Genomic DNA, 24525 nt, shown 5'->3' with positions numbered 1-24525 from the left:
GTCTGTTGTGAAAGACGACAGCAGGGAAGAACGACGGCGGCTCCGGGTTCCCCGGCACCTTCCCCGGCTGGCCCTCCTCGTCTGCCTCGCCCTCGTGGTGGTGAGCCTGGGTATCGCGTTTAGGCCCGGAAATCCGCCGAAACCACCGGAACCGCCCTTCTCGGAGCAGGCGCGGGCCGCCGCCCTGGCCGATACCCTGCAGTTGCGGACCGCCGGCGAGCAGCTCGGCGCCGCCCCCACCGGCACCGGCCGCCCCGCCGCGCCGGCTGCCGCCCGGGCCGCCCTCACGCGGACTGTGAGTTTGCTGACAACCCAGGCCCGGGCACTGCTGCGCCCAGGCCAGGCGCCGGCTGCCGCGCCGGCAACGGCGGCTACTTCTGCGGCGGCTTCTTCACCCCCCGCCGACGCCGCCAGGCTCGCCGCGGACCTCGCAAAGAGCGGACGGCAGCGGCTCAGCGATGCAGCCGCGGCCGACGGCGGGATGGCCCGGCTGCTGGCTGCTGTCGGGACCGCTCAGCTGCTTCAGTCCTCCGCCCTCGCCGCCGCGGCCGGCGCCCCCGACCCTGCTGGCTCGGTGCCCGCCCCGGGGGCGGCCGCACTGGAAGCGGCCCCCGCCGGATCCTGCTCCGCTGCGACGGCGTCGCCCTCGGCCGCGCCCGCCAGCAGCCCCGGAGCCGCAGCCGGGAACGCCGGGCTGCCGGGCGCCCTGGCAGCCCTGGTCAGCACCGAGCTGGAGACCGTTTACGGCTACCAGGTGGCCCTGACCCGCTTGAACGGTGCAGCGGCCAGGTCGGCCGCCGATCAGCTCGCGCGGCACGAAGCGCTGGTCTCCGGGGCGGAATCCCTGAGCCGGTCGCAGTGTGCCCCAATCCCTCCACGGCAACCCGGCTACGCCCTGGACCCGTCGTTCCTGGCTTCCCCGGGGCCCGGCCTGGCCGCGCTGGAGGCCGCCACGTTGCCCGCCTACGGGGACCTCGTGGCCCTCAGCGACGGCGAGACCCGGAAGTGGGCCGTCGCGGGGCTGCTGGGCGCTGCGCGCCGCGCCGCCCTCTGGGGCGCGGACCCGGGAGCGGTGCCGGGGCTGGGCGCGGATCCGGCGTCGTTCCCCTCCCTGCCCGCGGGCTGAGGCTGGCCGCGGACGTGTCCGCGTCAAGGCGTCCCGGGCCGGTTCTCCCCCGGACGACCAAGGTCCTGCTTACCTTGCTTAGCCTTCCAATACTGGCCCGCGGCGCCAGCTGATGATTTGCTGTAGGCATGGAAACCAGCGGAGCAGCAGCACTTCATGACAACGAGCCCCACCACAACGACATCGCGCACCGGCTCAACTGGCTCCGGGCCGGGGTTCTAGGCGCCAACGACGGCATCGTCTCGGTCGCTGCGGTCGTCGTCGGCGTCGCCGGTGTGACCACGGATTCGGGGCCGATCCTCATCGCCGGCTCCGCGGCGCTCGTGGGCGGCGCCATCTCCATGGCCCTGGGCGAGTACGTCTCGGTCAGTAGCCAGAAGGACAGCCAGCAGGCGCTGGTCGAGAAGGAACGCCGCGAGCTGGCCGAACAGCCCGAGGAGGAACTGGCGGAGCTGGCCGCCATCTACCAGGGCAAGGGACTCAGCCCGGAAACCGCCCGAACGGTGGCCACCGAGCTGACCGCGCACGATGCCCTGGCCGCGCACCTGTCGGCCGAGCTGCACATTGACGAGACGGACATCGTCAGTCCTTGGCACGCGGCCTTCGCCTCCGCCGTCGCCTTCCTGGTCGGCGCCATCCTGCCGATGCTGGCCATCCTGCTGCCGCCGGAAAACATCCGTGTCCCGCTGACCTTCGCGGCCGTGCTCGTGGCCCTCGCGGCGACCGGAGCCATGGGTGCCTGGATTGGCGGCGGCTCGAAGATGAAGGCAGCCGTCCGGGTGGTAATCGGCGGTGCCGCGGCACTGGCGGCGACCTTCCTGATCGGCAGCTGGCTGGGCGCCAGCGGCATCACTGCCTAGGCCAGCCACTACGCTGGAGGCGATGAGAACGCCAGCAGCCGTCCCGATCCCGCCCGGCCTCACCGGCCGCTACGGCAACAGTGCCGAGGGCCGGTCCTGGCTGGCGTCACTCCCCCGGCTGATCGGACGCTGCCTGGAACAATGGCAGCTCGAGCCTGACCTCGCCTCCGGCGTGCTGCCCTGGCACGGCCACGGCGCCGTCGTGGTCCCGGTGCGCCGCCGCCCTGATAACGGCGGGACTGGGCCCCAGCGGGCCGGCTCAGCGGCGGTCCTGAAACTTGCCTATCCGCACGAGGAAGCACTGGTCGAACGCCACGCCTTGGCGCTGTGGGGCGGCCGGGGCGCCGTCCTGGCCCTTGCATCCGACCCCGAAGCCGGCGCGCTGCTACTTGAGCGGCTCGACGCCGGGCGCTCGCTGCAGGACGTTCCCCTGGATGCCGCCGCGGACGTCTGGGGCGGCATCGTCCACCAGCTGAGCCTGCCGCCGGACGGCCGGCCGGAGTGGCGCGAGTTCGATCATGTGGCGGCCCGCGCCGAGCAATGGAGCGACGAACTCCCGGAGAGCTGGGAACGGCTGGGCCGGCCCTTCCCTCGCTGGCTGTTGGAGGCCGCCCTGGAGGTCTGCCAGACCCGCGGCGCCGTCGGCCGGCGGTCCGGCACGGACGTGCTGGTGCACACGGATCTGCACTTCCTGAACATCCTCGCCGTGCCGGGTGCCCCGGCGGCGCCCGGGGACTTCAAACCCGGGGACTTCAAGGCGATCGACCCGCAGCCCATGATCGGCGAAGCGGAGTTCGGGGTGGCCCCGCTGCTCTGGAACCGTCTGGCCGAGCTGCCGCGGTCCGGCGCCGGCGAAGCCTTGCTGCAGCGTTGCCTGGACTTCAGCTCCGCCGCCGGCCTCGACGGCGAGACCGCCCGGCAATGGGCCCTGGCCCGCGAGGTGGACAACGCCTTGTGGTACGCGGCCAAACGGAACCACGACGGCGACCTGGCCCGCTCGCTGTGGGTCGCCAGCACCCTGGCCGGGAACACCCTCGAGGGCCTGCCCGGGCCGCAGGAGCTGCCGGCGCCCGGGGATGCCATCCACCAGCCGGGCCAGCCCTAGCGGTGCCCCCGGACCGCTGCCACAGCGTCCCGCACGGCGTCGACGACGGCTGCCACGTCGTCGTCGTCCGTGCTCCAGTTGCTTACCGAAATCCGCAGGATGTCCCGGTCCTGCCAGCGTGAGCCGGACATCCAGACCCGGCCCTCGGCAATGATCCGGGCCGTCACGGCGCGCGTGCTCGCGTCGTCGCCGAAGGCCAGCGAGACCTGGGTGTAGCCGACGTCGTTGAGCACCTCGACTCCGTCCAGCCCGGCGAGTCGTTCGGCGAGCTGCGCGGCGCGCTGGGCCAGCCTGCGGACCTGCTCTGCCACCCCGGTGCGCCCGAGCGATTTCAGCGCCGCCCACACTGGGACGCCGCGGGCCCGTCGGGAGAGCTCCGGGACGGTTTCCAGCGGATCCCCCGCCCCGTCCCCGGCTTGGATCAGGTAGCTCGTGTGCACTCCCAGCGACGAGCGGAGAGCCGTGCGGTCCCGGACCACGACGATGCCGCAGTCGTAGGGGACGTTGAGGGTCTTGTGCGCGTCGGTAGCCCAGGAATCGGCCAGCCCCATGCCCGCCGTCAGGCCGGCGAGTTCGGGCACGGCGGCGGCCCAGAGCCCGAAGGCGCCATCCACGTGGACCCAGGCGCCGTGCTCCTTCGCCACCCTGACTGCCTCGGCAAACGGGTCGAAGGCTCCGGAGTGAAGGTTCCCGGCCTGCAGGCAGACGAGGGCCGGACCGGAGCCCTCGGCGAGTTGGCGTTCCAGTTCGGCCGGGATGATCCGTCCCTGCCGGTCCGACGGAACCGGGGTGGGCGTCCCGAGCCCGAGGTAGCGCAGCGCCAGGTCCACGGAGTCGTGCCGTTCCCTGCCCACCAGGCAGCGGATCCTGGGGGCGCCGAAGAGCCCGTCCCGTTCAAGGTCCCAGCCCGCGTCGGTCATCAGCCGCCAGCGGGCCGCGGCGAGCCCGGCGAAATTCGCCATGGTCGCTCCGGTGGTGAAGCCGACGTCGGACTCCGCTGGAAGTCCGAGCAGTCCGACGAGCCAGTTCCCGGCGGCTTCCTCGATCGCGGACACCGCTGGCGCGGCATAGCGCAGTACGGCGTTCTGGTCCCAGGCGCTGACCAGCCAGTCGGCCGCCAGCGCGGCCGGAAGCGTGCCGCCGATGACCCAGCCGAAGAAGCGGCCGGAGGGCATGGCCATCAGGCCGGGTTCCGCCCTGGCCGCAAGGTGCTCCACCACTTCGGCGGCGGGGGTTCCTGTCTCCGGCAGCGGGCCGCCGAACTCGGCCGCCAGTTCCGCTGCGGTGGCGCTGGGCGCCACCTTGCGGCTGGACTGGCTGTCCAGCCATTCGTGGGCGTGGCGCACGGCGGCTTCCAGGGCAGCGCGGTAAGGGTCCGGACCGTCAGGCATAGCTGCATGCTACGCCTGGCCGCGCCGGTCCGGGAGTGCTTGGAGGTGCCGGCGCCGGGGGGCCGTGGTCCTTCAGGCGAAGGCGTCCTGCCAGACGTCGGAGCCGAGCTTGAGGATCAGCGCGCCCACCACTACGAGGAAGACGATCCGGATGAACTTGCTGCCCCGGCTGACGGCGGTCCGGGCGCCGAGGTAGCCGCCGGCCATGTTCGCTGCGCCCAGGACCAGCCCGAGCCCCCACAGCAGCGAACCGTGCGGCAGGAAGAACATCAGCGCGCCGGCGTTGGTGGCCATGTTGACGATCTTGGCCTTGGCGCTGGCCTCCAGGAAGGCGTAGCCCATCGCGGAGACCAGCGCGATGATCAGGAAGGAACCGGTGCCCGGGCCGATCATGCCGTCGTAGAAGCCTATGACGGCGCCGATCAGGCAGGCCACGACATAGTGCCGGTGGCCGTCGTGCCGCAGCCTGGTCAGCTCGCCCACGTTGGGACGGAAGGCGGTGAACAGGGCGACGGCGACCAGCGCCGCCACGATGATCGGCTTGAACACGCTGGCCGGCAGGGTCGCCGCCAGCACCGCCCCGCCGAAGCTGCCGGCCAGGGCGATCACCGCCATCGGCACCGCGGTGCGCAGGTCCGGCCGCACGCGCCGGTAGAAGGTGACGGCGCTCGTGGTGGTGCCGAAGATGGAACCCATCTTGTTCGTCGCCAGTGCCTGCACCGGGCTGATCCCGGGGATCAGCAGCATGACCGGGAGCTGGATCAGCCCGCCGCCGCCCACCACCGCGTCGACCCAGCCGGCGGCGAAACCGGCCACCACCACCAGGATGAGCGTGCCGAGCTGGATCGACTCAAGTCCGGAAACCATTCCCTGCAACGCCGGGGCGGGTCAGTTGTTTCGGACGGCGTTGACCACGTAATCAACGGCCTTGTCAACGGTCACGTTCTCGGCGTTGCCACTGCGGCGGTCCTTGATCTCCACGACGCCGTCCACCAGCCCGCGCCCGACGGCGAGGATGGTGGGGACGCCCACGAGTTCGGCGTCGCCGAACTTGACGCCCGGGGACACCTTGGGGCGGTCGTCGTAGATGACCTCGAGGCCGGCGGCCTCCAGGTCGAGGGCCAGCTGCTCGGCGGCCGCGAAGATCTCCTCGCCGCGGCCCACCGCGACGACGTGGACATCGGCCGGAGCGACGGCGCGCGGCCAGACCAGTCCCTTGTCATCGTGGTTGGATTCGGCCAGGGCGGCCACCGCGCGGGTGACGCCGACGCCGTAAGAGCCCATGGTCACGACGACCTGCTTGCCGTTCTGGTCCAGGACCTTCAGGTCCAGGGCCTCGGCGTACTTGCGGCCTAGCTGGAAGATGTGTCCCATCTCGATGCCGCGGGCGGTTTCCAGCGGGCCGGAACCGTCGGGGGCTTCGTCGCCGGCGCGCACCTCGGTGCACTCGATTACGCCGTCCCAGCCGAAGTCGCGGCCGGCGACCAGGCCGAAGACATGCTTGCCGGCCTCGTTGGCGCCGGTGACCCAGGCGGTCCCGCGGACCACGCGGGGATCAACGAGGTAGAGCAGCTTCGAGGCGGCTTCGGCACCGAGCAGCGGCGAGTCCAGGGACAGGCCGGGGCCGATGTAGCCCTTGACCAGGAGGGCCTGCTTCTTGAGGTCTTCCTCGTTGGCTGCCTCGAGCGTGATCTCGCCGCCGATGGGCAGGAAGGCGCCGATGTTCGCTTCGACGCGCTTGAGGTCCACGCCGCGGTCGCCCGGCACGCCGATCACGACGAGCTGGCGTTCACCGGTGGGCAGGGTCACGGCGAGGACCACGTTCTTGAGCGTGTCCGCGGCGGTCCAGGCGCCGCCGTCGGCCTCGCTGCGGGGAGCCAGGGCGTTGGCGGCGTCGACGAGCGTTTCGATCGTCGGCGTGTCCGGGGTGTCGCGGACCTCCGCGGCCGGGGCGTTGGAAAAGTCGATGTCCGCGGGGACAACGGTGGTGACGGCTTCGACGTTGGCTGCGTAGCCGCCGGCGGAGCGCACGAAGGTGTCCTCGCCGATCTCGGTCGGGTGCAGGAATTCCTCGCTCTTGGACCCGCCCATGGCGCCGGCCGTGGCCGTGACCGGGATGACCTCCAGGCCGAGGCGTTCGAAGATCTTCAGGTAGGCGCCGCGGTGTGCGGCGTAGCTGGCGTCCAGGCCGGCGTCGTCGACGTCGAAGGAGTAGGAGTCCTTCATGATGAATTCGCGGCCGCGCAGCAGGCCGGCCCGGGGACGGGCCTCGTCGCGGTACTTGTTCTGGATCTGGTAGATGCTCAGCGGCAGGTCCTTGTACGAGGAGTACAGGTCCTTGACCAGCAGGGTGAACATTTCCTCGTGCGTGGGAGCCAGCAGGTAGTCATTGCCCTTGCGGTCCTTGAGCCGGAAGATGCCGTCGCCGTACTCGGTCCAGCGGTTCGTCGCCTCGTAGGGCTCCTTGGGCAGCAGCGCGGGGAAATGCACTTCCTGCGCGCCGATGGCGGTCATTTCCTCACGGATGATCTGCTCCACCCGGCGCAGCACACTCAGCCCCAGCGGCAGCCAGGTGTAGATGCCCGGGGCCGCGCGGCGGATGTAGCCGGCCCGGACCAGCAGCCGGTGGCTGGCCACTTCGGCGTCGGCGGGGTCTTCACGCAGGGTGCGCAGGAACAGCTTTGAGAGTCGAAGGACCACTGGGAGGTATCCGTTTCTGAGGAAGTGCGGGTGGACTGGGTAGGTACGAAAATGTCCAGAGACTAATCTACCGCCAAGCCGGGGCCCGGGTTCCCTTCCGGAAATGGAAGAGCCACGCCATGACACGGAAGCCCCTGGCCGTTTCCGGCTGGTCATCCTGTGATGGCGTGGCCCCTGCGACCCCAGTGCCGCTAAGTCCAAGGCTGCCGGGTTGACTGATGCTGCCCTGCCGGGTGGCACCCGCAGCCCATGGTTGGTTTCCCCCTGAGACCGCACGCGCCTGCACGGCGCGGCTAGCTAGAACCTATGTGATCCAAGTCGCTAAAACAAGAGTCTGCAACCAGATTTCTGTCATAAATGGCTGTCACGAACGTGTCTAGAAGAGCACGGTCGCAAAAGTTCCCACCTGGTGGAAACCCACCCGCTCATAGCTGGCGCGGGCACGGGTGTTGAAGTCGTTGACGTACAGGCTCGTGACAGGCGCCAGGGTCTGGGCGAGGACCACGACGGCGGCCATGTAGCCGGCGCTCAGGCCCAGCCCGCGGGAGGCCGGGTTCATCCAGACGCCCTGCACCTGCGTGACCTCCGGTGTCACCGCACCGAGTTCGGCCTTGAACACCACGTCGCCGTCCGGACCCAGATGGACCAGCGAGTGGCCGGCCCGGATCAGGCCCTTGACCCGGCGGCTGTAGTACTCGCGGCCGCCCAGGTAAGGCGAATAGCCCACTTCCTCCTCGAACATGGCCGCGCAGGCGGGCAGGATCCGGTCGAAGTCGGCGAGGTGGCCGAAGCCAAGCGCAGGGTTGGGCTCGACGGCCGGCGGCCCGGCGATGGTCAGGAGTGGCTGCTCGCTGCGGATTTCCTGGGCGGAATGGCCCAACTGCTCCAGCGCGGCATGGAGCGCCAGGACCGCCTCGGCGGGGCCGAAGATGGAGGCGTAGCGGCGGCCTGCGCGGTGCGCCGCGGCTGCCACCGGGCCGGCCAGCTCCGGATCCAGCTGCACCGGCACCAGGTTGGCGCCGGCCCAGCAGGCGCCGACCAGGGCGCCGCCGTCGAACACGCCGAAGATGCTGGCGCCGCCGGCGGTGGGCGACGCCGTCCCGGCGGTCTCGAGGTGGGACAGAATGAAGACGTTGGCGACGGCGTCCTGCCGGGCCAGGTCCAGCAGGGCACGGGTGTCCGCGCCCGCCAGGACCCTGACGGTGAGGCCGGCGGTGAGGCCAGTGGCGGCGCCGGTTGCGGCGCCGTCCCTACGAGACGCTAACCACGGGGCTACCCTGGACAGCATCTTCGCCATCGGACTCCCCCATCTCTTCAGCGAGACGCATGGCCTCTTCGATCAGTGTTTCAACAATCTGGTCTTCGGGAACAGTCTTGATGACTTCGCCCTTCACGAAGATCTGGCCCTTGCCGTTGCCGGAGGCGACGCCGAGGTCCGCTTCCCGGGCCTCGCCGGGACCGTTCACGACGCAGCCCATGACGGCGACGCGCAGCGGGACTTCCATGCCTTCCAGTCCGGCCGTGACCTGCTCGGCCAGCGTGTAGACGTCCACCTGGGCACGTCCGCAAGAGGGGCAGGAAACAATCTCGAGCTTGCGCGGGCGCAGGTTCAGGGACTGCAGGATCTGGTTGCCCACCTTGATTTCCTCCACCGGCGGTGCGGAAAGGGAAACCCGGATGGTGTCGCCGATCCCGCGGGAGAGCAGGGCGCCGAAGGCGGTGGCGGACTTGATGGTGCCCTGGAAGGCCGGGCCCGCCTCGGTCACGCCGAGGTGCAGCGGCCAGTCGCCCTTTTCCGCCAGCATTTCGTAGGCGGCCACCATGATCACGGGGTCGTTGTGCTTGACCGAGATCTTGAAGTCGTGGAAGCCGTGCTCTTCGAAGAGCGAGGCTTCCCAGACGGCGGATTCGACGAGGGCTTCGGGGGTGGCCTTGCCGTATTTCTTCAGGATGCCCGGCTCCAGCGACCCGGCGTTGACGCCGATCCGGATAGAGGTGCCGTGGTCCTTGGCCGCACGGGCGATTTCCTTGACCTGGTCATCGAACTTGCGGATGTTGCCCGGGTTCACGCGGACGGCCGCGCAGCCGGCCTCAATCGCGGCGAACACGTACTTCGGCTGGAAGTGGATGTCCGCGATCACCGGAATCTGCGACTTCCTGGCAATGATCGGCAGGGCCTCGGCGTCGTCCGCGGACGGGCAGGCCACCCGGACAATGTCACAGCCTGAGGCCGTGAGTTCGGCGATCTGCTGCAGGGTGGCGTTGATGTCCGTGGTCGGAGTCGTCGTCATCGACTGCACGCTGATCGGCGAGTCGGAACCGACGCCGACCGAGCCCACCTTGATCTGGCGGGTCTTCCGGCGCGGGGCAAGAACGGGGGGCGGTGCCGACGGCATTCCCAGGCTGACCGAGGTCACGTGGACTCCTCTGTGAATCGAATTCTAGGTCGATGGATCGATGGCGGGATTGGCGGTGCGGGCTAGGCCGCAGGGCCGGCCAACAGGCCGGTCAGCGGAGCCCAAGCCATCGTACGGGTGCCGGAGATAGCGCTGGCACCGGCGAAGGGGTCCTGCTTGAGCAGCTCATTCAGGGCCTCTTCGTCCGCGGCCTTGAAGATGAGCAGGGCGCCGGCGCCGTCCGAGTAGGGGCCGCTGGCCAGGATGGTGCCCTCCTGCGCAAGTGCGGCGGTCCATTCGCGGTGCGCGGGACGGGCAGCGTCCCGGGCTTCGGCGGATTCGGCATCGTAAACGTACTCAACAGCAAAAACAGTCATACAGCTACCCTATCGCCCTGCCCGCCCGGTTCCCATCCGCCCGGGCCCGTTCGCATTGTCGGGGATGTCCGACGCCGGCCCGGCTTCCGTTTGCGCCGCCTGGCGCCGTTTCCGCCGGGACGGGCGTCTCAGCCGAGGAAAAGCACCTTGGCGAGGGCCGCGACTCCGGCCGCCCACAGCAGCGAGGTGAGGGTGCCGATGATGAACCGTTCCGCGGCCACCGGCGTTTCCTTCAGCTCCGCGAAGCGTCCGAGGCCCTTGATCGCCACGACGTAGGCGATCGCGACGGGCTGGCCGGTCAGGATGGCCAGGCAGACCGCCAACCGTTCGAGCACGCCGATGATCGCGCCGCCGCGCAGGATGCGGGTGCCGGCTCCCGGAACCGCGGGCACCGGTCCGGTGCCGTCCGCAGCAGCCTCCGGGGTGGCGCCGTCCTCCGCGGGCAGGGACGGCGCCGCAGCAGGCCGGGTGATCTCGCCGTCGACCGTTCCGTCCGCGTCGGGACTGTCAGGGGTACGGGAACCGCCGGCGGCGTCGGCCCGGCTGTCCGAGCGGTCATCAATGGTCCGGGCGAGCCGGAACACCAAGGCGGTGACCGGCCAGCCGGCGAACCCGGCAATCAGCAGGGCCAGCGTGATCCAGAGGGTGTTCACCGGTCTCCTTCGCTAGGGGCTTGGCGGGCGGCGTTCTGGCCGGCGTCGTTGTCCGGCCCGGCGGTCAGGCCGTTGGCCAGGGCCAGCAGCATTTCCGCAGCAGGCCTCGCCGCCCATTCTTCCTGCCAACCGGAACGAAGCAGCGCGCGGCTCACCGATTGTTCCGTGATTCCGAGTTGCCTGGCCGCGATCTTCTGGGTCCCGTGGGCGCCGGCGAGTCCCTGCCGGACGCCGCGCAGCACGTCGACCACCTTCCACTGCGCGGCGGTGCGGTCCTGGACAAGGCGCCCGATCAGCCGCAGCACGGCCTCCGCGTTGGCGCACTCACGGGCGCCTGGCGAATCGTCCGCCGGGCCGGCGCTACTCCCCCGCCGTCGGCCGCCGGAGACGACGGCGAGCGGGACGTGGGAGGAGGCGGACTTGGCCCGTTCCACCGCGAGGCGGGCCGCGACAAAGGCCGGCCCCGAGCCTTCCCGCGGGCTCGCGGGCAGCGGGAGGTCCACGGACCCGACGCCGATGCCCACATACCAGCGCCCGCTGCGGAGCGCGTGCAGGGCAATCTCCACGACCTGGCCGGGGCGTTCCAGCACGCCCTGGACCTCGTCGCCGACGGAGCGCTCGAAGCGTGCGCCGGGGCAAAGCTGCACAAGTTCGGCCAGGAGCCCCGGGACGCGGTCGACGTCGGTGCTGCTGCCGCGCTGATCGATGGTCATCACGTACATAGCCCAACCCTAGGCGGCTGATCCTAATGTATCAACCATTTAGGACTGATTATTCAAAATCAGCCGAAATAAGCTGAGAATAGCGAAACAGTCCCCCACGGTTAACTGGTTACCGGTTGGGGCGGGCGGAGCCCGCGGCGGCCGGTGCCCGCGGTGCCCGGCCGGCAGGACGTTGCCGGCCTAGCCGAAGAGGTTGACCGGCTTGACGATGTCCGCGTAGATCAACAGCGCGCCCATGCCCATCAGCAGCGCGGCCACAACGTAGGTCACCGGCAGCAGCTTGGCGATGTCGAACGCACCGGGGTCCGGCCGGCCCAGCAGCCGGGCAATCTGGCGGCGGGCCCCCTCGTACAGCGCCCCGGCAACATGGCCGCCGTCGAGCGGCAACAGCGGGACAAGGTTGAACACGGCCAGCGCGAAGTTAAGCCCGGCGAGCAGCCCAACCAAGGCGGCCAGCCGGCTCTGCAGCGGAACCTGTTCCATGGCGGCGACCTCGCCCGCCACGCGGCCCACCCCGACGACGCTGATGGGACCGTTGGGGTCGCGGGGCTCCTCGCTGAAGGCGGCCTGCGCCACGCCGGCCACGCGGGCCGGGAGGTTCACGACGACGCCGGCGATCTGCTTGATGTTCTCGCCGGCCAGCGGCAGCACGGCCGACGCCGGCTGCTGCACGAGCGCGGTCTGGGCGCCGATGCCAAGGAAGCCGACGTCCTGGTAGCGGAGCTTGCCGTCGGCGTCCTTGGCTTGCCGGCCGTCCGCCCCGACGACCGGCCGCGAGGACAGCACCGGAGTGACAGTGGTGGCGACCGGAGCGCCGTCGCGCTCCACCGTGATGCCGACCTGCTTGCCCGCCGAAGCGCGGATCCAGCCGGTGAGCTCCTCCCAGCTGGTGACCGCCCTGCCGTCGAAGGAGGTGATGCGGTCCCCCGGCTTGAGGCCCGCGGCGGCGGCGGGAGTGGGCTTGCAGTCGGCCGAGTTCGGATCCACGGTCTCGCCGGCCTTTACCTGGCATTTGGAGACGTCGGCGATGGTGGTGGTGGACGCGGACACGCCGAAGCCCATCAGCAGCACGGCGGTCAGCGCCACGCCGATCAGCAGGTTCATCGCGGGGCCGCCGAGCATGATGATGATCTTTTTCCAGACCGGGAGCCGGTAGAAGACCCGGTTCCCGTCGTCCGGACCGATTTCCTCGTGCGCCAGGGAACGCGCGTCGGCGGCGAGGGACTGGAACATGCCGGTGCTGGAGGGCCGGACGCTGCCGTCGGCCTTGTTCGGCGGGTACATGCCGATCATGGAAACGAAGCCGCCGAGCGGGATCGCCTTGAAGCCGTACTCGGTCTCGCCCCGGCGCTTGGACCAGATGGTGGGTCCGAAGCCGATCATGTACTTCGTGACCCGCACCTTGAAGAGCTTGGCCGGGACCAGGTGCCCCACCTCGTGCAGGGCGATGGACACGGCGATGCCGATCACGACGAAGACGACGCCGAGGATAAAGAGGACAACGGGGCTCATGCTGGGCTTTGCTACTTCCTGGGCACTGGTGGGCTACTTCTTAGGCACTTCCCACGGACAAACGCTCGAGCGTCCGCGCACGTGCCCACTGTTCAGCATCCAGCACGGATTCGACCGTCAGCCCGGAGGATCCTGAATGCTCACTGAGGACGGCTTCGATGGTATCGACAATATCGGTGAATCGGATCCGTCCGGCGTGGAAGGCCGTCACGGCTTCCTCGTTGGCGGCGTTGAAGACCGCAGGGAAGGTGCTGCCCCGCCCGGCGGCGTCCTTGGCCAGGCCGACGGCGGGGAACGCCCGGGTGTCCAGCGGCTCGAAGGTCCAGCTGGTGGCCTTGCTCCAGTCGCAGGGCTGCGCGGCGCCGGCCACCCGGTCCGGCCAGCCCAGGCCCAGGGCGATGGGCAGCCGCATGTCCGGCGGCGAGGCCTGGGCGATGGTGGAACCGTCCACGAACTGGACCATCGAGTGCACCACCGACTGCGGGTGGACCACGACGTCGATCCGCTCCAGCGGGATGTCGAAGAGAAGGTGGGCCTCGATGACTTCCAGGCCCTTGTTGACCAGGCTCGCGGAGTTGGTGGTGACCATCAGGCCCATGTCCCAGGTGGGGTGCGCGAGGGCATCCCGGGGGGTGACGTCCTGCAGCTGCTCCCGCGTCATGCCGCGGAACGGGCCGCCCGAGGCCGTCAACACCAGCCGGTCCACCTCGGCGGCCGTGCCGGAACGCAGGCACTGGGCAATCGCCGAGTGCTCGGAATCGACCGGGACGATCTGGCCTTCGCGGGCGGCCGCCTTGACCAGGGCTCCGCCCACGATCAGGGATTCCTTGTTCGCCAGAGCCAGCGTGGCACCGGATTTGAGCGCAGCCAAGGTGGGGGCGAGCCCGATCGAGCCGGTGATGCCGTTGAGCACGACGTCGGCGGGGATTTCCGCAATCCGGGTGGAGGCGTCGGGGCCGGTGATGATCTCCGGACGGTAGCCGGTGACGCCGGCCGCGCGGGCGGCGTCGTCGATCAGCTGTTGAAGCGCCACCGCGTCCCCGCTGGCGATGCCGACGGCCCGGGCCCGGGTGTGCACGGCCTGCCGGGCGAGGAGGTCGGGGTTGCCGCCGCCGGCGCTGAGGGCCACGATCTCGAAGAGGTGCGGGGCGCCGTCGACGACGTCGATGGCCTGGGTGCCGATGGACCCCGTGGATCCGAGGAGGACGATTGTGCGCGGCTGCATGGCTTAAGTATCCCGCACCGCGCGAAGTGGCAGGTCACGGCAGTGTTTGCGAGGAACACTGCCGTGATCTGTCAGCTCGGCGATTACACGGACACCGGCGGCGTCACGCCGGCTTCAGCTCGTAGCGTCGTTCGGGACGGCCCGCGCCGTACTTGAGGCGGACGCCCACCCTCGCCTCGTCGTGCAGGTACTCCAGGTAGCGGCGGGCGCTGACGCGGGACGTGCCCAGCAGGTCCGCGACTTCGGCCGCCGAGAGATCCGCCTCGGCCGCCTGAAGCACGTCGACCACCCGCCGCAGGGTCTCGGCGCTGCACCCCTTGGGGAGGCGGATTTCCGTCCGCTCCCCGCGCTCGGTGCGTTCCAGCCCGAAGACGCGGTTCACGTCCGCTTGTTCGGCCACGTCCTTGGCCTGGTCCAGCCCCTGGTAGGCGTTGCGATAGTGCTCCAGCCGCTCCTGCAGGTCCGACTGCGAAAACGGCTTGATCAGGTAATGCACGATCCCGCCCCGCAGTGCCCGGCGGACGGTCTCGACCTCGCGGGCCGCGCTGATCACCAGCACGTCCAGTTCCGGCGCCGTCTCCCGCAGCCTGGCCATCAGGTCCAGCCCATTGATGTCGGGGAGGTGAATGTCGAGAAGGACCAAATCAGGCTGCAGCCGGGCGGTTTCGGCGAGCGCCTGGGCTCCGGTGTGCGCCAGGCCCACGACGGCGAAGCCGGGTGTGCGCTGAATGAATCCGGAATGGACTTTTGCCACCATGAAGTCGTCGTCGACGATGAGGACATTGATCACAGCCTGCCCACCTTTCCTTTCCCCGGCGCCCGCTTGGCCGGCGTCCTTTTCAGCCGGGCCGTAAAGACTGCCCCGCCGTCGTTAGCCACTGTGAGGCTTCCGCCGCTGCGCCGGCAGACCACGCGCGAGAGGGCCAGGCCAAAGCCCCGGCCGCCGTCGGGACCGGGTTGCTTGGTGCTGAACCCCTGGCGGAAGATCTCATCGGCCTCCGCGCCGTCAATGCCCGGGCCGGTGTCCCTCACGGTCACGACAACTTCCCCCTGGCTGTCCTCGACAAGGACCCGGACAGAGGCCTCCGTTGCCCCCGTGACGGCGTCGAGTGCGTTGTCCACGAGGTTTCCGGCGACGGTGGTCAGGTCCCGGGAAAGTTCGTCCCCCACCCGCGACAGTGACGACGCGGGGTCCAGCTGCAGCAGCACTCCGCGCTCCACGGCGAGGCTCGACTTGGCGATGAGCAAAGCGGCGAGCGCCGGGTCCTGGATGCGGCTGGTCACGTCGTCGCTGAGCCGCGTCCGGTCCACGGTGACGCCGTTGACGAACTGCACCACGGAGTCGTACTCGCCAATCTGGATCAGTCCCGAAATGACGTGCAGCTGGTTTGCGAACTCGTGGGCCTGCGCCCTGAGGGTGTCCGTGGCCGTACGCGTTGCACCAAGCTCGCGTTCCAGTGACGAGAGCTCCGTCCGGTCACGCAAGGTAGCGACGGAACCCATAACCCGGCCCTTCGAACGAATGGGCACCCGGTTCAGCACCACGAGTCGTTCCCCCACCAAAACCATCTGGTCCTGGCCCGGCTGTTCGCCGGTCATCACTTCCTTGAGCGCCGGTTCAACCGGGAGCCCGGCCAGGTCCTTGCCCACGCAGTCCGGCGGCAGGCCCAGCAGCGCCCGGGCGCTGTCGTTCGCCACGGTAATCCGTCCTCGGAGGTCCAGTGCCACCACTCCCTCCTTGAGCCCGAAAAGCATCGCCTCGCGGTTCTCCACCAGGCCGGAGATTTCGCTCGGCTCCATGCCGAGGGTCTGCCGCTTCACCCTGCGGGAGAGCAACAAGGAGCCGGCGACGCCGAGCACGCTGGCGACGCCCAGGTAAGTCAGCAGGTTGGGGATGGCGTCGCCCAGCCGTTCCCACGCGGAAGGGTAGTTCCGGCCGATCGAGGCAATGCCGATCATGGTGCCGGAATCGTCCAGGACGGGAACGTGGGCTGAGAGCAGGACGGTGCCCGTTCCTCCCACCACACCGGTCCAGGCCCGTCCCTCCATGACGCGGCTCTCCCCTAGTTGCAGCGAGCGGCCCAGCAAGGACGGGTCTGAGGAGGCCACAACCGTGCGGTCCAACTTGGCGAGCGCGACCTGCGATGACCCGGAAACCGTCCGGACGGATTCCGCGACCGACGGCAGGGCCGAGCCTTTTGCCGGCTCTGCCGCGGGAAGCAACGCCCGGACGGCGGGATTGCTGCCCAGCGCTTCGGCGGCGGACAACGCCCGGCGGCCCTCGATGCGCTCGAAGGCGGCAGCAGACTGCGCCAGCGAAATAGCGACGACGCCCACCAACACGGCCATGACAATAAGCAACTGCAGAACCAGATACTGTCCTGCCAGGGACATTCCTCTTCGTCGAGTCACGAACTGTCTTTCCTCAGGGTGCTTGCCACGCCGCGGGAGCGCGGGAACGGCGCGTCTGTGCATCACAATCCGCGGCGGTGCCGTGAACTATACCCCACCCAACGGTGCCGCTTCCGCTCCGCTGCGGGCCATGTGAAGTGCCGGAAACGTGAACGAAATGAACTTAACTTTCTCTGCGTACACAAGAGTGGCCCCCGTCACGTCGGCCCCTAACATCAAACCACCGGTCAGTCCGCTGGCCGATTATTGACTAACCAAATTTGAGAAGAGGAAACATGCGCCAAATCCGCGCATTGCGAATTGCCGCCGTCGCTGCCGGCATCGCGCTGATGGCCACCGGCTGCGGTGCCACCGGCAAGAGCTCCACCGGTACGGCCAGCTCCGGAGCCGCTGCGGGGCCCATCACGGGCCTACAGATCCTGGTGCCCAACACCCCGGGCGGAGGTTACGACACCACGGCCCGCGCCGCCGCGAAGGTCCTCGACGACGAGAAGATCGCCAGCAACACGGAGGTCTTCAACCTCGCCGGCGCCGGCGGTACGGTTGGCCTGGCCCGCGTGGTCAACGAGAAGGGCAACGGCGACCTCGCCATGCTGATGGGCCTCGGCGTCGTCGGCGCGAGCTACACCAACAAGTCCGGGTCGAAGCTTACGGACACCACTCCGCTGGCCCGACTCATCGAAGAGCCAGGCGCGATCATGGTCGCCAAGGACTCCCCGTATAAAACCATCAAGGACCTGGTGGCCGCCTGGAAGGCCAATCCCGGATCGATCAGCGTAGGCGGCGGCTCCTCCCCCGGCGGACCCGACCACCTTCTCCCCATGCAGCTGGCCGGTGCAGTCGGCATCGACGCGACTAAGGTCAACTTCGTTTCCTACGACGGCGGCGGCGATCTCCTTCCGGCCATCCTCGGCAACAAGCTCGGCTTCGCCGCCTCCGGTGCCGGTGAGTACCTGAAGCAGATCGAGTCCGGCGAAGTCCGCGTGCTGGCGACCAGCGGGGAGAAGCGCCTCGACGGCGTCGACGCCCCCACGCTCAAGGAATCCGGCATCGACCTGGTCTTCAGCAACTGGCGCGGTGTTGTTGCCCCTCCCGGCATCAGCGACGCCGACAAGGCTTCCCTGATTGCTGCCCTGGAGAAGATGCACGGCACCGCTTCGTGGAAGGAGGCCCTCAAGTCGCACAGCTGGTCCGACGCCTTCCTCACCGGTGACGAATTCAAGTCCTTCCTGACCGAGCAGGACAAGCGCGTGGCCGATGTCTTGACGAAGCTTGGACTGGCGTGACGTCTTTGACTTCCAGGCTCAAAGGCCGCTCCGAGCTGGGGGTCGCCCTCCTGCTCGGGGCGGCCGGCGGGGTGGTCCTATGGGACGCCGTCGGCCTGGTAACCCCGTACTCCAAATCGGACCCGGTCGGCCCGAAAACGGTCCCCTACATCGTGGCCGGCCTGCTGATCGTGTGCGCAGTGATGCTGGCCATCAACGTCCTGCGGGGCGGACACGGCGAGACTGAAGGCGGCGAAGACGTCGACCTGTCCCATCCGGCCGACTGGAAGACCGTGCTTCCCCTCGCGGGCGCGTTCATCGCCAACGTCCTGATCATTGATTGGGCCGGCTGGGTCATTTCCGGAACCGTTCTCTTTTGGGGCAGCGTCTGGGCCCTCGGCAGCCGGCACTACGTCCGCGACGGGCTGATCTCCGTTGCCCTGTCCCTGCTCACTTTCTATGGCTTCTACCTCGGCCTCGGAATTTCGCTACCCGCCGGGCTGCTGGAAGGGATCCTCTAAATGGACGTCTTTAGTTCCTTGATGGACGGCTTCGCCACCGCCCTGACCCCCATGAATTTCCTCTACGCCGTGATCGGCGTGGTCCTTGGCACCGCCGTCGGCGTCCTGCCGGGACTGGGCCCGGCGATGACCGTGGCGCTGCTGCTGCCCGTCACGTACGTGCTGGAGCCCACCAGCGCCTTCATCATGTTCGCCGGCATCTACTACGGCGGCATGTACGGCGGATCCACCACCTCGATCCTGCTCAACACCCCCGGTGAGTCCTCGTCCGTGGTCACGGCCATTGAAGGCAACAAGATGGCCAAGGCCGGTCGGGCCGCCCAGGCGCTGGCCACCGCGGCCATCGGTTCCTTCGTGGCCGGGACAATCGGCACCGCCCTCCTCGCGGTCTGCGCACCCATTGTGGTCAAATTCGCCGTCAGCCTCGGATCGCCGAGCTACTTCGCCATCATGGTCCTGGCGCTCCTGGCCGTCACCGCAGTGCTCGGCTCCTCCCGCCTCCGTGGCTTCGCCTCGCTGGGCCTTGGCCTGGCGATTGGGCTGGTCGGAATGGACTCGGTCACAGGGCAGGCGCGCCTCACGTTCGGCCAGCCGCTGCTCAGTGATGGGCTCGACATCGTGGTGGTGGCCGTGGCCATCTTCGCCGTGGGCGAAGCCCTGTGGGTGGCCGCCCACCTTCGCCGGACCCCGCTCCACATCATCCCGGTGGGGCAGCCCTGGATGGGCAAAGAGGACTGGAAGCGGTCCTGGAAGCCGTGGCTGCGTGGAACCGTGCTCGGCTTCCCGTTTGGTGCGCTGCCCGCCGGGGGCGCGGAAATCCCGACCTTCCTGTCCTACGTCACGGAAAAGCGGCTCACCAAGCACCCCGAGGAGTTCGGCAAGGGCGCCATCGAGGGTGTCGCCGGACCGGAAGCCGCCAACAACGCGGCGGCGGCCGGCACCCTGACCCCGATGCTGGCGCTGGGGCTGCCGACCAACGCCACCGCCGCCGTGATGCTGGCGGCCTTCACCTCGTACGGCATCCAGCCGGGGCCGCAGCTGTTCGAGAGCGAAGGACCGCTGGTGTGGGCCCTTATTGCCAGCCTCTTCATCGGAAACTTCCTGCTGTTGGTCATCAACCTGCCGCTGGCACCGCTCTGGGCAAAACTCCTGCAACTGCCGCGACCCTACCTGTACGCCGGGATCCTGTTCTTCGCCACCCTTGGCGCCTACTCCGTGAACCTGCAGGCGTTCGACCTGGTGATCCTGCTGGTGCTCGGCGCGCTCGGGTTCATGATGCGCCGGTTCGGCCTGCCGGTCCTGCCGCTCATCCTCGGAGTGATCCTGGGCCCCCGGGTCGAAGGCCAGCTGCGCAAAACACTGCAGCTCAGCGCCGGGGACCCGGCCGGTCTGTGGAGCGAGCCGATCGCCGTCGGCATCTACGTCATCGTGGCGATCATCCTGGCGTGGCCGCTGCTGCTGAAGGCCTGGCGCAGGTCGCGGCCACAGGCGGAGCCGGCGTTTGCCGGCATGCACGCCACGCCGGAGGCTGACCCTGACCGGACAGACGCCGGTGGCGCGAAGCCCCACCCCTTCGATGACCGCGATCTGGACAGCACCCGAAACACAGCAGCAGGACGACAGGAGCGACCATGAGCATCATCGTTGGCTACCTTCCCACTCCGGAGGGAACGGCGGCACTCGAAGCAGCCATCAGCCAGGCCCGCAAGGATGCGAAACTCCTGGTGGTGATCAATTCCTCACGGGGCGACGCCCTCGTGGACAAGCGCTACGCCGAGGATGAGGAGATCGTCGGGATCGAGGAACGGCTGAAGAACGAGGGCATCGAGCACCTCGTCCAGCAGCCGGTCCGTGGAAACGACGCAGCCACCGAGGTCCTGCAGGCAGCAGAACAGCACCGGGCGGACCTGATCGTCATCGGCCTTCGGCGGCGCACCCCGGTGGGGAAACTCATCATGGGGAGCACGGCCCAGCAGATCCTCCTCGAGGCAGGCTGCCCGGTGCTTGCCGTAAAGGCCGGCCACCAGCCCTGACCGGGCCCTAAGCCCGAGATGACACTTCGCGGCAATGCCTGGGTGCAGCATTGCCGCGAAGTGTCATCTCGCGAGGGCAGTTGTCAGGGGCGTCCGGCGCGGCGGAGCGTGGCTTCGGCGTGCTTGAGGATCGGACCGTCGATCATCTTGCCCTGATACTGGAACACGCCCGTTCCGGCGGCAGCGGCGGCGCGGAGCAGTTCGGTGGCCGCGGCGACGTCGGATTCAGACGGGACGTAGGCGTCCCGGACGACGGCCACCTGGTTCGGGTGGATGCAGGCCTTGGAGCCGAAGCCGGACGCGACGGCGTCGCGGGCCTCGGCTCCGAGGCCGTCGAGGTCGGGAATGTTGACGTAGACGGAGTCGATCGCTTCCTTGCCGAACGCGCGGGCGGCCAGCAGCACGGTGGAGCGGGCGTGCAACGCCACGGCGCGGTAGCCGCCGTCGTCGCTCCGGCTGGAGGTGCCGCCAAGTGAGGCGAGCAGGTCCTCGGCGCCCCACATCAGGCCCACCACGTTGGGTTCCGCGGCGATAGCGGCGGCATTCACGATGCCGGCGGCCGTCTCGCACAAGGCGATCACGCTGTAGCCCTCGAGCTCTTTGAGCTGGGCGGCGCTTTCGGCCTTGGCAAGCATCACGTGCCGGTAGGGGGTGTGCTTGAGGCAGTGCAGGTCTTTTTCAAACTCCTCCGTACCGGCCGGGTTGAGCCGGATGATTGTGCGGCTGGGATCCAGTTCGGGGACGTCCCCGGCGGAGCCGAGCTGGGCGAGAATGGCGCCGCGGGCGCGCTGCTTGTCGGCCGGCGCGACGGCGTCCTCGAGGTCCACGATGACGGCATCGGAGCGCTCGGCGGCCTTTTGGTAGCGCTCGGGTCGGTCGGCGGGGCAAAACAGCAGGGCGGGGCCCATCAGGAAGCTCATGCTTCGATTGTCCCCTTTTCGGCTGCGTCTTTCTGCCCCGGTGCCTGCTGCGCCGGTTCCTGCTGTGAGGCATGCGCCTCCCGCGTCCACATCAGGCAACTGCGGGTCGCTAGGGCCACCACGACGCCGTCCTGGTTCCGGCCGGTGTGCTGCATGGTCACGATGCCCTGGCCTGGCCGGGACGAGGAGAGCCGCTTGCCGGTGACCACGGTCTCCGTGTAGAGCGTGTCCCCGTGGTACAGCGGGTGCGGGAAGGACACGTCGGTCAGTCCCAGCTGCGCGATGATGGTTCCCTGGGTCAGTTGCGGGACGGACTGCCCCACCAGGGTGGCGAGGGTGAACATGGAGTTCATCAGCCGCTGGCCGAACGGCTGTCCGGCGCTCCAGGCGGCGTCGAGGTGCAGCGCCTGGGTGTTCATGGTCATGGTAGTGAACAGGACGTTGTCCGTCTCCGTCACGGTCCGGCCGGGCCGGTGCGCGTAGAGCACGCCCTCTTCAAGTTCGTCGAAGTAGAGGCCGCGCTGTTCAATCACCCGGCGGCCGGTTCCGGGCCCGGGCGCTGCATTCGTTGTCATACGGTGAGTTCCTGGTCTTCCTCGAAGAGTTCGGCGCCGGTGGCCGCGGCCACGTCCTCCGCGGTGACGTCGGGCGCCAGCTCGCGAAGCACCAGCCGGGACTTGCCGCCTTCGGTCACGACGTCGATCACGGCAAGGTCGGTGATGATCCGGTCGACGCAGCCCTTGCCGGTCAGCGGCAGGGTGCACCGTTCCACGATTTTCGGGTTGCCGTTGCGGTCCACGTGCTCCATCATCACGATCACCTTCTTGGCGCCGAAGACCAGGTCCATCGCCCCGCCCATGCCCTTGACCATCTTGCCGGGGATCATCCAGTTGGCGAGGTCCCCGTTCTGCGCCACTTCCATGGCGCCGAGCACCGCCACGTCGACGTGGCCGCCGCGGATCATGCCGAAGGATGCGGCCGAGTCGAAGAACGCGGCGCCCTTGTTGACGGTGACCGTTTCCTTGCCGGCATTGATCAGGTCCGGGTCCACCTGGTCCTCGGCCGGGTAGGGCCCGACGCCGAGGATCCCGTTCTCCGAGTGCAGCACCACCTCGACGCCGGCCGGAATGTAGTTGGGGATCAGCGTGGGCATCCCGATGCCGAGGTTGACGTACTGGCCGTTATGCAGCTCCTGGGCCACCCGGGCGGCCAGTTCGTTGCGCGTCCAGCCCTTGCCTTGCACACCGGCGGGGTGTTCGACGGCGGAGCGCCGGTATTCGTGCCGGACCGCTTCGGGCCTGGGCGGCGCGCCCTGCGCGTTGTTCGTCTCCACGGCTATGCTCCTGCCTTCTCGGTGGTGCTGGAGGTGGTGCGCTTTTCGATCCGTTTCTCCGCCTGCGGCGCCAGGACCACCCGCTGCACAAAGATACCGGGGACGTGGACGTGCTCCGGGTCCAGCTCCCCCGGTTCCACGAGCTCCTCGACCTCGGCGAGAGTGATCCGGCCGGCCATGGCGCAGAGCGGATTGAAGTTCATCGCGGTGGCATGGAACACCAGGTTGCCGTGCCGGTCGCCCTTCCAGGCGTGCACCAGCCCGAAGTCGGGGGTCAGTGCCTCCTCCAGCACGTAGTCGGCGCCGTGGAAGCTGCGGACTTCCTTGGCCGCGGAGGCGATCGCGACGGTCCCGTCGGCGTCGTACTTCTGCGGCAGGCCGCCGTCGGAGACCTGGGTCCCGACGCCGGCGGGCGTGTAGAAGGCCGGGATGCCGGCTCCGCCGGCCCGCAGCTTCTCGGCCAGCGTGCCCTGCGGGGTGAGGACTACTTCGAGTTCGCCGGCCAGGTATTGCCGGGCGAATTCCTTGTTCTCCCCCACGTATGAGCTGATGGTGCGGCGGATCCGGCCGTCCTTGAGCAGGATGCCGAGCCCCCAGTCGTCCACGCCGCAGTTGTTGCTCACGGTTTCCAGGTCGGTCGCGCCGCTCTCATGCAGGGCGTCGATTAGCGCCACCGGGATGCCGCACAGCCCGAAGCCGCCGACGGCGAGGGAGGCGCCGTCGGGGATGTCCGCGACGGCCTCGGCGGCGCTGGCAACAACTTTGTTGATCATCGGTGACCCTTCCGGCCGGCTACAGTCCCAGTTCGCGGGCGATCAGCATCAGCTGGACCTCCGTGGTGCCCTCGCCGACTTCGAGGATTTTGGAGTCGCGGTAGTGGCGCGCCACGGTGAATTCGTTGATGAAGCCATAGCCGCCGAACACCTGGGTGGCGTCCCGCGCGTTGTCCATGGCTGCCTCGCCTGCGACCATCTTAGCGATGGCCGCCTGTGTCTTGAACGGCTTGCCGGCGAGCATCCGGGCGGCCGCGTCGTAGTAGGCCAGGCGGGCGGTGTGGGCGCGGGCTTCCATCCGGGCGATCTTGAACGCGATGGCCTGGTACTTGCCGATGTTCTGGCCGAAGGCGCTGCGCTCCTTGGCGTATTTCACCGACTGGTCCACGCAGCCCTGGGCGGCGCCGACGGCGAGGGCGGCGATCGCGATCCGGCCCTCGTCGAGGATGGAGAGGAAGTTCGCGTAGCCGCGGCCCCGGGTGCCGAGCAGGTTTTGCTCGGGGACACGGACGTTGTCGAGGGTCAGCGGGTGGGTGTCCGAGGCGTTCCAGCCGACCTTGTTGTAGGCCTTCTCCGCCGTGAATCCGGGGGTGCCGGCGGGCACCAGGATCGTGGAGATTTCCTTCTTGATGCTTCCGTCCGGGCGTTCCTCCTGGCCGGTCACCGCGGTGACCGTGACGAGCTTGGTGATATCGGTGCCGGAGTTGGTGATGAACTCCTTGTTCCCGTTGATGACCCACTCCCCGCCCTCGAGGCGCGCGGTGGTCTTGGTACCGCCGGCGTCGGAGCCGGCCTCGGGCTCGGTTAGGCCGAAGCCTGCGAGCGCCTTGCCGGAGGCCAGCAGCGGCAGCCATTCCTGCTTCTGCGCGTCAGTGCCGAAGCGGTGGATCGGCATGGCGCCGAGCGAGACGCCGGCCTCGAGGGTGATCGCGACCGACTGGTCCACCCGGCCGAGCTGTTCCAGGGCCAGGGCGAGGGCGAAGTAGTCCCCGCCCATGCCGCCGAACTCTTCCGGGAACGGCAGGCCGAACAGGCCCATGTCCGCCATCTGCGAGACGACCTCGTAGGGGAAGCTGTGCTCTTCGTCGTGCTTGGCGGAAACCGGGGCCACCACCTGGTCGGCGAATTCGCGGACGGTGTTGCTGAGGTCCTGGTAGTCCTCGCTGAGTTCAAAATCTGGCATGGGGGTGACTCCTGTGTC

The 24525-nt window shown here is 69.0% G+C and carries 24 protein-coding genes; 7 read left to right on the top strand and 17 right to left on the bottom strand.

The window, feature by feature from the left end:
• Positions 1-7: 7 nt before the first annotated feature.
• From AC1DB8_RS15830 to AC1DB8_RS15820, 3 genes are all read left to right on the top strand, one after another.
• Positions 8-1126, top strand: a complete 1119-nt coding sequence (locus tag AC1DB8_RS15830) for a ferritin-like domain-containing protein (RefSeq protein WP_476893555.1) — start codon at positions 8-10, stop codon at positions 1124-1126.
• A gap of 128 nt (positions 1127-1254) precedes the next feature.
• Positions 1255-1986 carry a VIT1/CCC1 transporter family protein gene (locus AC1DB8_RS15825; RefSeq protein ID WP_441419355.1) on the top strand — a complete coding sequence of 244 codons (732 nt, stop codon included), beginning with the start codon at positions 1255-1257 and terminating at the stop codon, positions 1984-1986.
• A 22-nt stretch (positions 1987-2008) separates the two neighbouring features.
• Entirely contained in the window at positions 2009-3091 is a 1083-nt protein-coding gene (locus AC1DB8_RS15820) for an aminoglycoside phosphotransferase family protein (protein WP_476893554.1), read from the top strand.
• On the opposite strand, the gene AC1DB8_RS15815 is transcribed toward AC1DB8_RS15820, so the two are convergent.
• The 12 genes from AC1DB8_RS15815 to AC1DB8_RS15760 form a co-directional block, all read right to left on the bottom strand.
• Positions 3088-4482, bottom strand: coding sequence for a pyridoxal phosphate-dependent decarboxylase family protein (locus tag AC1DB8_RS15815; protein ID WP_476893553.1), 1395 nt, complete (start codon positions 4480-4482; stop codon positions 3088-3090). The two genes, AC1DB8_RS15820 and AC1DB8_RS15815, sit on opposite strands and share 4 nt — an antisense overlap.
• Before the next feature lie 72 nt (positions 4483-4554).
• Entirely contained in the window at positions 4555-5349 is a 795-nt protein-coding gene (locus tag AC1DB8_RS15810) for a sulfite exporter TauE/SafE family protein (protein ID WP_441419352.1), read from the bottom strand.
• Positions 5350-5370: 21 nt separating this feature from the next.
• Positions 5371-7182, bottom strand: coding sequence for a proline--tRNA ligase (locus tag AC1DB8_RS15805; RefSeq protein WP_476893552.1), 1812 nt, complete (start codon positions 7180-7182; stop codon positions 5371-5373).
• A 376-nt stretch (positions 7183-7558) separates the two neighbouring features.
• Entirely contained in the window at positions 7559-8470 is a 912-nt protein-coding gene (locus AC1DB8_RS15800; RefSeq protein ID WP_476893551.1) for a GNAT family N-acetyltransferase, read from the bottom strand.
• Positions 8433-9599 (bottom strand): flavodoxin-dependent (E)-4-hydroxy-3-methylbut-2-enyl-diphosphate synthase, encoded by a 1167-nt coding sequence (ispG, locus tag AC1DB8_RS15795; protein WP_138769799.1) that lies wholly within the window; start codon positions 9597-9599, stop codon positions 8433-8435. Before ispG ends, AC1DB8_RS15800 begins: the two co-directional genes overlap by 38 nt.
• Before the next feature lie 62 nt (positions 9600-9661).
• The gene (locus AC1DB8_RS15790) at positions 9662-9955 is read right to left on the bottom strand and encodes a YciI family protein (protein ID WP_441419349.1); all 294 of its coding nucleotides are present in this window, start codon (positions 9953-9955) and stop codon (positions 9662-9664) included.
• A 128-nt stretch (positions 9956-10083) separates the two neighbouring features.
• Positions 10084-10608 carry a hypothetical protein gene (locus AC1DB8_RS15785; protein WP_476893550.1) on the bottom strand — a complete coding sequence of 175 codons (525 nt, stop codon included), beginning with the start codon at positions 10606-10608 and terminating at the stop codon, positions 10084-10086.
• Positions 10605-11330: a MarR family transcriptional regulator gene (locus tag AC1DB8_RS15780; protein WP_476893549.1), complete on the bottom strand. Its 726-nt coding sequence runs from the start codon at positions 11328-11330 to the stop codon at positions 10605-10607. Before AC1DB8_RS15780 ends, AC1DB8_RS15785 begins: the two co-directional genes overlap by 4 nt.
• Positions 11331-11510: 180 nt before the next feature.
• Positions 11511-12842, bottom strand: a complete 1332-nt coding sequence (locus AC1DB8_RS15775; protein WP_476893548.1) for a M50 family metallopeptidase — start codon at positions 12840-12842, stop codon at positions 11511-11513.
• A gap of 40 nt (positions 12843-12882) precedes the next feature.
• Positions 12883-14067 (bottom strand): 1-deoxy-D-xylulose-5-phosphate reductoisomerase, encoded by a 1185-nt coding sequence (dxr, locus tag AC1DB8_RS15770; RefSeq protein WP_476893547.1) that lies wholly within the window; start codon positions 14065-14067, stop codon positions 12883-12885.
• Between the two features lie 103 nt (positions 14068-14170).
• Complete coding sequence (locus AC1DB8_RS15765) at positions 14171-14857, bottom strand: response regulator (RefSeq protein ID WP_476893546.1); 687 nt, start codon at positions 14855-14857, stop codon at positions 14171-14173.
• Positions 14854-16461, bottom strand: coding sequence for a sensor histidine kinase (locus AC1DB8_RS15760; RefSeq protein ID WP_476893545.1), 1608 nt, complete (start codon positions 16459-16461; stop codon positions 14854-14856). Before AC1DB8_RS15760 ends, AC1DB8_RS15765 begins: the two co-directional genes overlap by 4 nt.
• A gap of 293 nt (positions 16462-16754) precedes the next feature.
• Here AC1DB8_RS15760 and AC1DB8_RS15755 point away from each other — a divergent pair, with 293 nt between their 5' ends.
• Genes AC1DB8_RS15755 through AC1DB8_RS15740 form a run of 4 tightly spaced genes read left to right on the top strand, consistent with a single transcriptional unit; the run spans position 16755 to position 20298 of the window.
• Complete coding sequence (locus tag AC1DB8_RS15755; protein WP_476893544.1) at positions 16755-17765, top strand: Bug family tripartite tricarboxylate transporter substrate binding protein; 1011 nt, start codon at positions 16755-16757, stop codon at positions 17763-17765.
• Positions 17762-18265: a tripartite tricarboxylate transporter TctB family protein gene (locus AC1DB8_RS15750; RefSeq protein WP_441419341.1), complete on the top strand. Its 504-nt coding sequence runs from the start codon at positions 17762-17764 to the stop codon at positions 18263-18265. The genes AC1DB8_RS15755 and AC1DB8_RS15750 overlap by 4 nt, the downstream gene beginning before the upstream one ends.
• Positions 18266-19900, top strand: coding sequence for a tripartite tricarboxylate transporter permease (locus tag AC1DB8_RS15745; RefSeq protein ID WP_476893543.1), 1635 nt, complete (start codon positions 18266-18268; stop codon positions 19898-19900). It abuts the gene before it with no gap.
• A complete protein-coding gene (locus tag AC1DB8_RS15740; protein WP_476893542.1) occupies positions 19897-20298 on the top strand; it encodes a universal stress protein in 402 nt (133 codons plus the stop codon). The genes AC1DB8_RS15745 and AC1DB8_RS15740 overlap by 4 nt, the downstream gene beginning before the upstream one ends.
• An 83-nt stretch (positions 20299-20381) precedes the next feature.
• Here AC1DB8_RS15740 and AC1DB8_RS15735 read toward each other — a convergent pair whose 3' ends face one another.
• The 5 genes from AC1DB8_RS15735 to AC1DB8_RS15715 are packed head-to-tail and all read right to left on the bottom strand — an operon-like array spanning position 20382 to position 24507.
• Complete coding sequence (locus AC1DB8_RS15735) at positions 20382-21218, bottom strand: HpcH/HpaI aldolase/citrate lyase family protein (protein ID WP_476893541.1); 837 nt, start codon at positions 21216-21218, stop codon at positions 20382-20384.
• The gene (locus tag AC1DB8_RS15730; protein ID WP_476893540.1) at positions 21215-21793 is read right to left on the bottom strand and encodes a MaoC family dehydratase; all 579 of its coding nucleotides are present in this window, start codon (positions 21791-21793) and stop codon (positions 21215-21217) included. Before AC1DB8_RS15730 ends, AC1DB8_RS15735 begins: the two co-directional genes overlap by 4 nt.
• Entirely contained in the window at positions 21790-22551 is a 762-nt protein-coding gene (locus AC1DB8_RS15725) for a CoA transferase subunit B (RefSeq protein ID WP_476893539.1), read from the bottom strand. The genes AC1DB8_RS15730 and AC1DB8_RS15725 overlap by 4 nt, the downstream gene beginning before the upstream one ends.
• Positions 22552-22553: 2 nt before the next feature.
• A complete protein-coding gene (locus AC1DB8_RS15720) occupies positions 22554-23324 on the bottom strand; it encodes a CoA transferase subunit A (RefSeq protein ID WP_476893538.1) in 771 nt (256 codons plus the stop codon).
• A 19-nt stretch (positions 23325-23343) separates the two neighbouring features.
• Positions 23344-24507 (bottom strand): acyl-CoA dehydrogenase family protein, encoded by a 1164-nt coding sequence (locus AC1DB8_RS15715; RefSeq protein ID WP_476893537.1) that lies wholly within the window; start codon positions 24505-24507, stop codon positions 23344-23346.
• Between the last annotated feature and the right edge of the window lie 18 nt (positions 24508-24525).

Source organism: Arthrobacter sp. 10N410, assembly GCF_056394945.1.
Note: the sequence above shows the minus strand (reverse complement) of the source record. Positions and strands in the feature narration are given on the sequence as shown.

Excerpts from the sequence above, each read along its gene's own strand:
- AC1DB8_RS15825 (WP_441419355.1), top strand. The coding sequence starts at position 1,255 with ATGGAAACCAGCGGAGCAGCAGCACTTCATGACAACGAGCCCCACCAC.
- AC1DB8_RS15720 (WP_476893538.1), bottom strand. The coding sequence starts at position 23,324 with ATGATCAACAAAGTTGTTGCCAGCGCCGCCGAGGCCGTCGCGGACATC.
- AC1DB8_RS15735 (WP_476893541.1), bottom strand. The coding sequence starts at position 21,218 with ATGAGCTTCCTGATGGGCCCCGCCCTGCTGTTTTGCCCCGCCGACCGA.
- dxr (WP_476893547.1), bottom strand. The coding sequence starts at position 14,067 with ATGCAGCCGCGCACAATCGTCCTCCTCGGATCCACGGGGTCCATCGGC.
- AC1DB8_RS15790 (WP_441419349.1), bottom strand. The coding sequence starts at position 9,955 with ATGACTGTTTTTGCTGTTGAGTACGTTTACGATGCCGAATCCGCCGAA.
- AC1DB8_RS15730 (WP_476893540.1), bottom strand. The coding sequence starts at position 21,793 with ATGACAACGAATGCAGCGCCCGGGCCCGGAACCGGCCGCCGGGTGATT.
- AC1DB8_RS15755 (WP_476893544.1), top strand. The coding sequence starts at position 16,755 with ATGCGCCAAATCCGCGCATTGCGAATTGCCGCCGTCGCTGCCGGCATC.
- AC1DB8_RS15800 (WP_476893551.1), bottom strand. The coding sequence starts at position 8,470 with ATGCTGTCCAGGGTAGCCCCGTGGTTAGCGTCTCGTAGGGACGGCGCC.
- AC1DB8_RS15715 (WP_476893537.1), bottom strand. The coding sequence starts at position 24,507 with ATGCCAGATTTTGAACTCAGCGAGGACTACCAGGACCTCAGCAACACC.
- AC1DB8_RS15815 (WP_476893553.1), bottom strand. The coding sequence starts at position 4,482 with ATGCCTGACGGTCCGGACCCTTACCGCGCTGCCCTGGAAGCCGCCGTG.
- AC1DB8_RS15820 (WP_476893554.1), top strand. The coding sequence starts at position 2,009 with ATGAGAACGCCAGCAGCCGTCCCGATCCCGCCCGGCCTCACCGGCCGC.
- AC1DB8_RS15810 (WP_441419352.1), bottom strand. The coding sequence starts at position 5,349 with ATGGTTTCCGGACTTGAGTCGATCCAGCTCGGCACGCTCATCCTGGTG.
- AC1DB8_RS15760 (WP_476893545.1), bottom strand. The coding sequence starts at position 16,461 with ATGTCCCTGGCAGGACAGTATCTGGTTCTGCAGTTGCTTATTGTCATG.
- AC1DB8_RS15775 (WP_476893548.1), bottom strand. The coding sequence starts at position 12,842 with ATGAGCCCCGTTGTCCTCTTTATCCTCGGCGTCGTCTTCGTCGTGATC.
- AC1DB8_RS15780 (WP_476893549.1), bottom strand. The coding sequence starts at position 11,330 with ATGTACGTGATGACCATCGATCAGCGCGGCAGCAGCACCGACGTCGAC.
- AC1DB8_RS15740 (WP_476893542.1), top strand. The coding sequence starts at position 19,897 with ATGAGCATCATCGTTGGCTACCTTCCCACTCCGGAGGGAACGGCGGCA.
- AC1DB8_RS15745 (WP_476893543.1), top strand. The coding sequence starts at position 18,266 with ATGGACGTCTTTAGTTCCTTGATGGACGGCTTCGCCACCGCCCTGACC.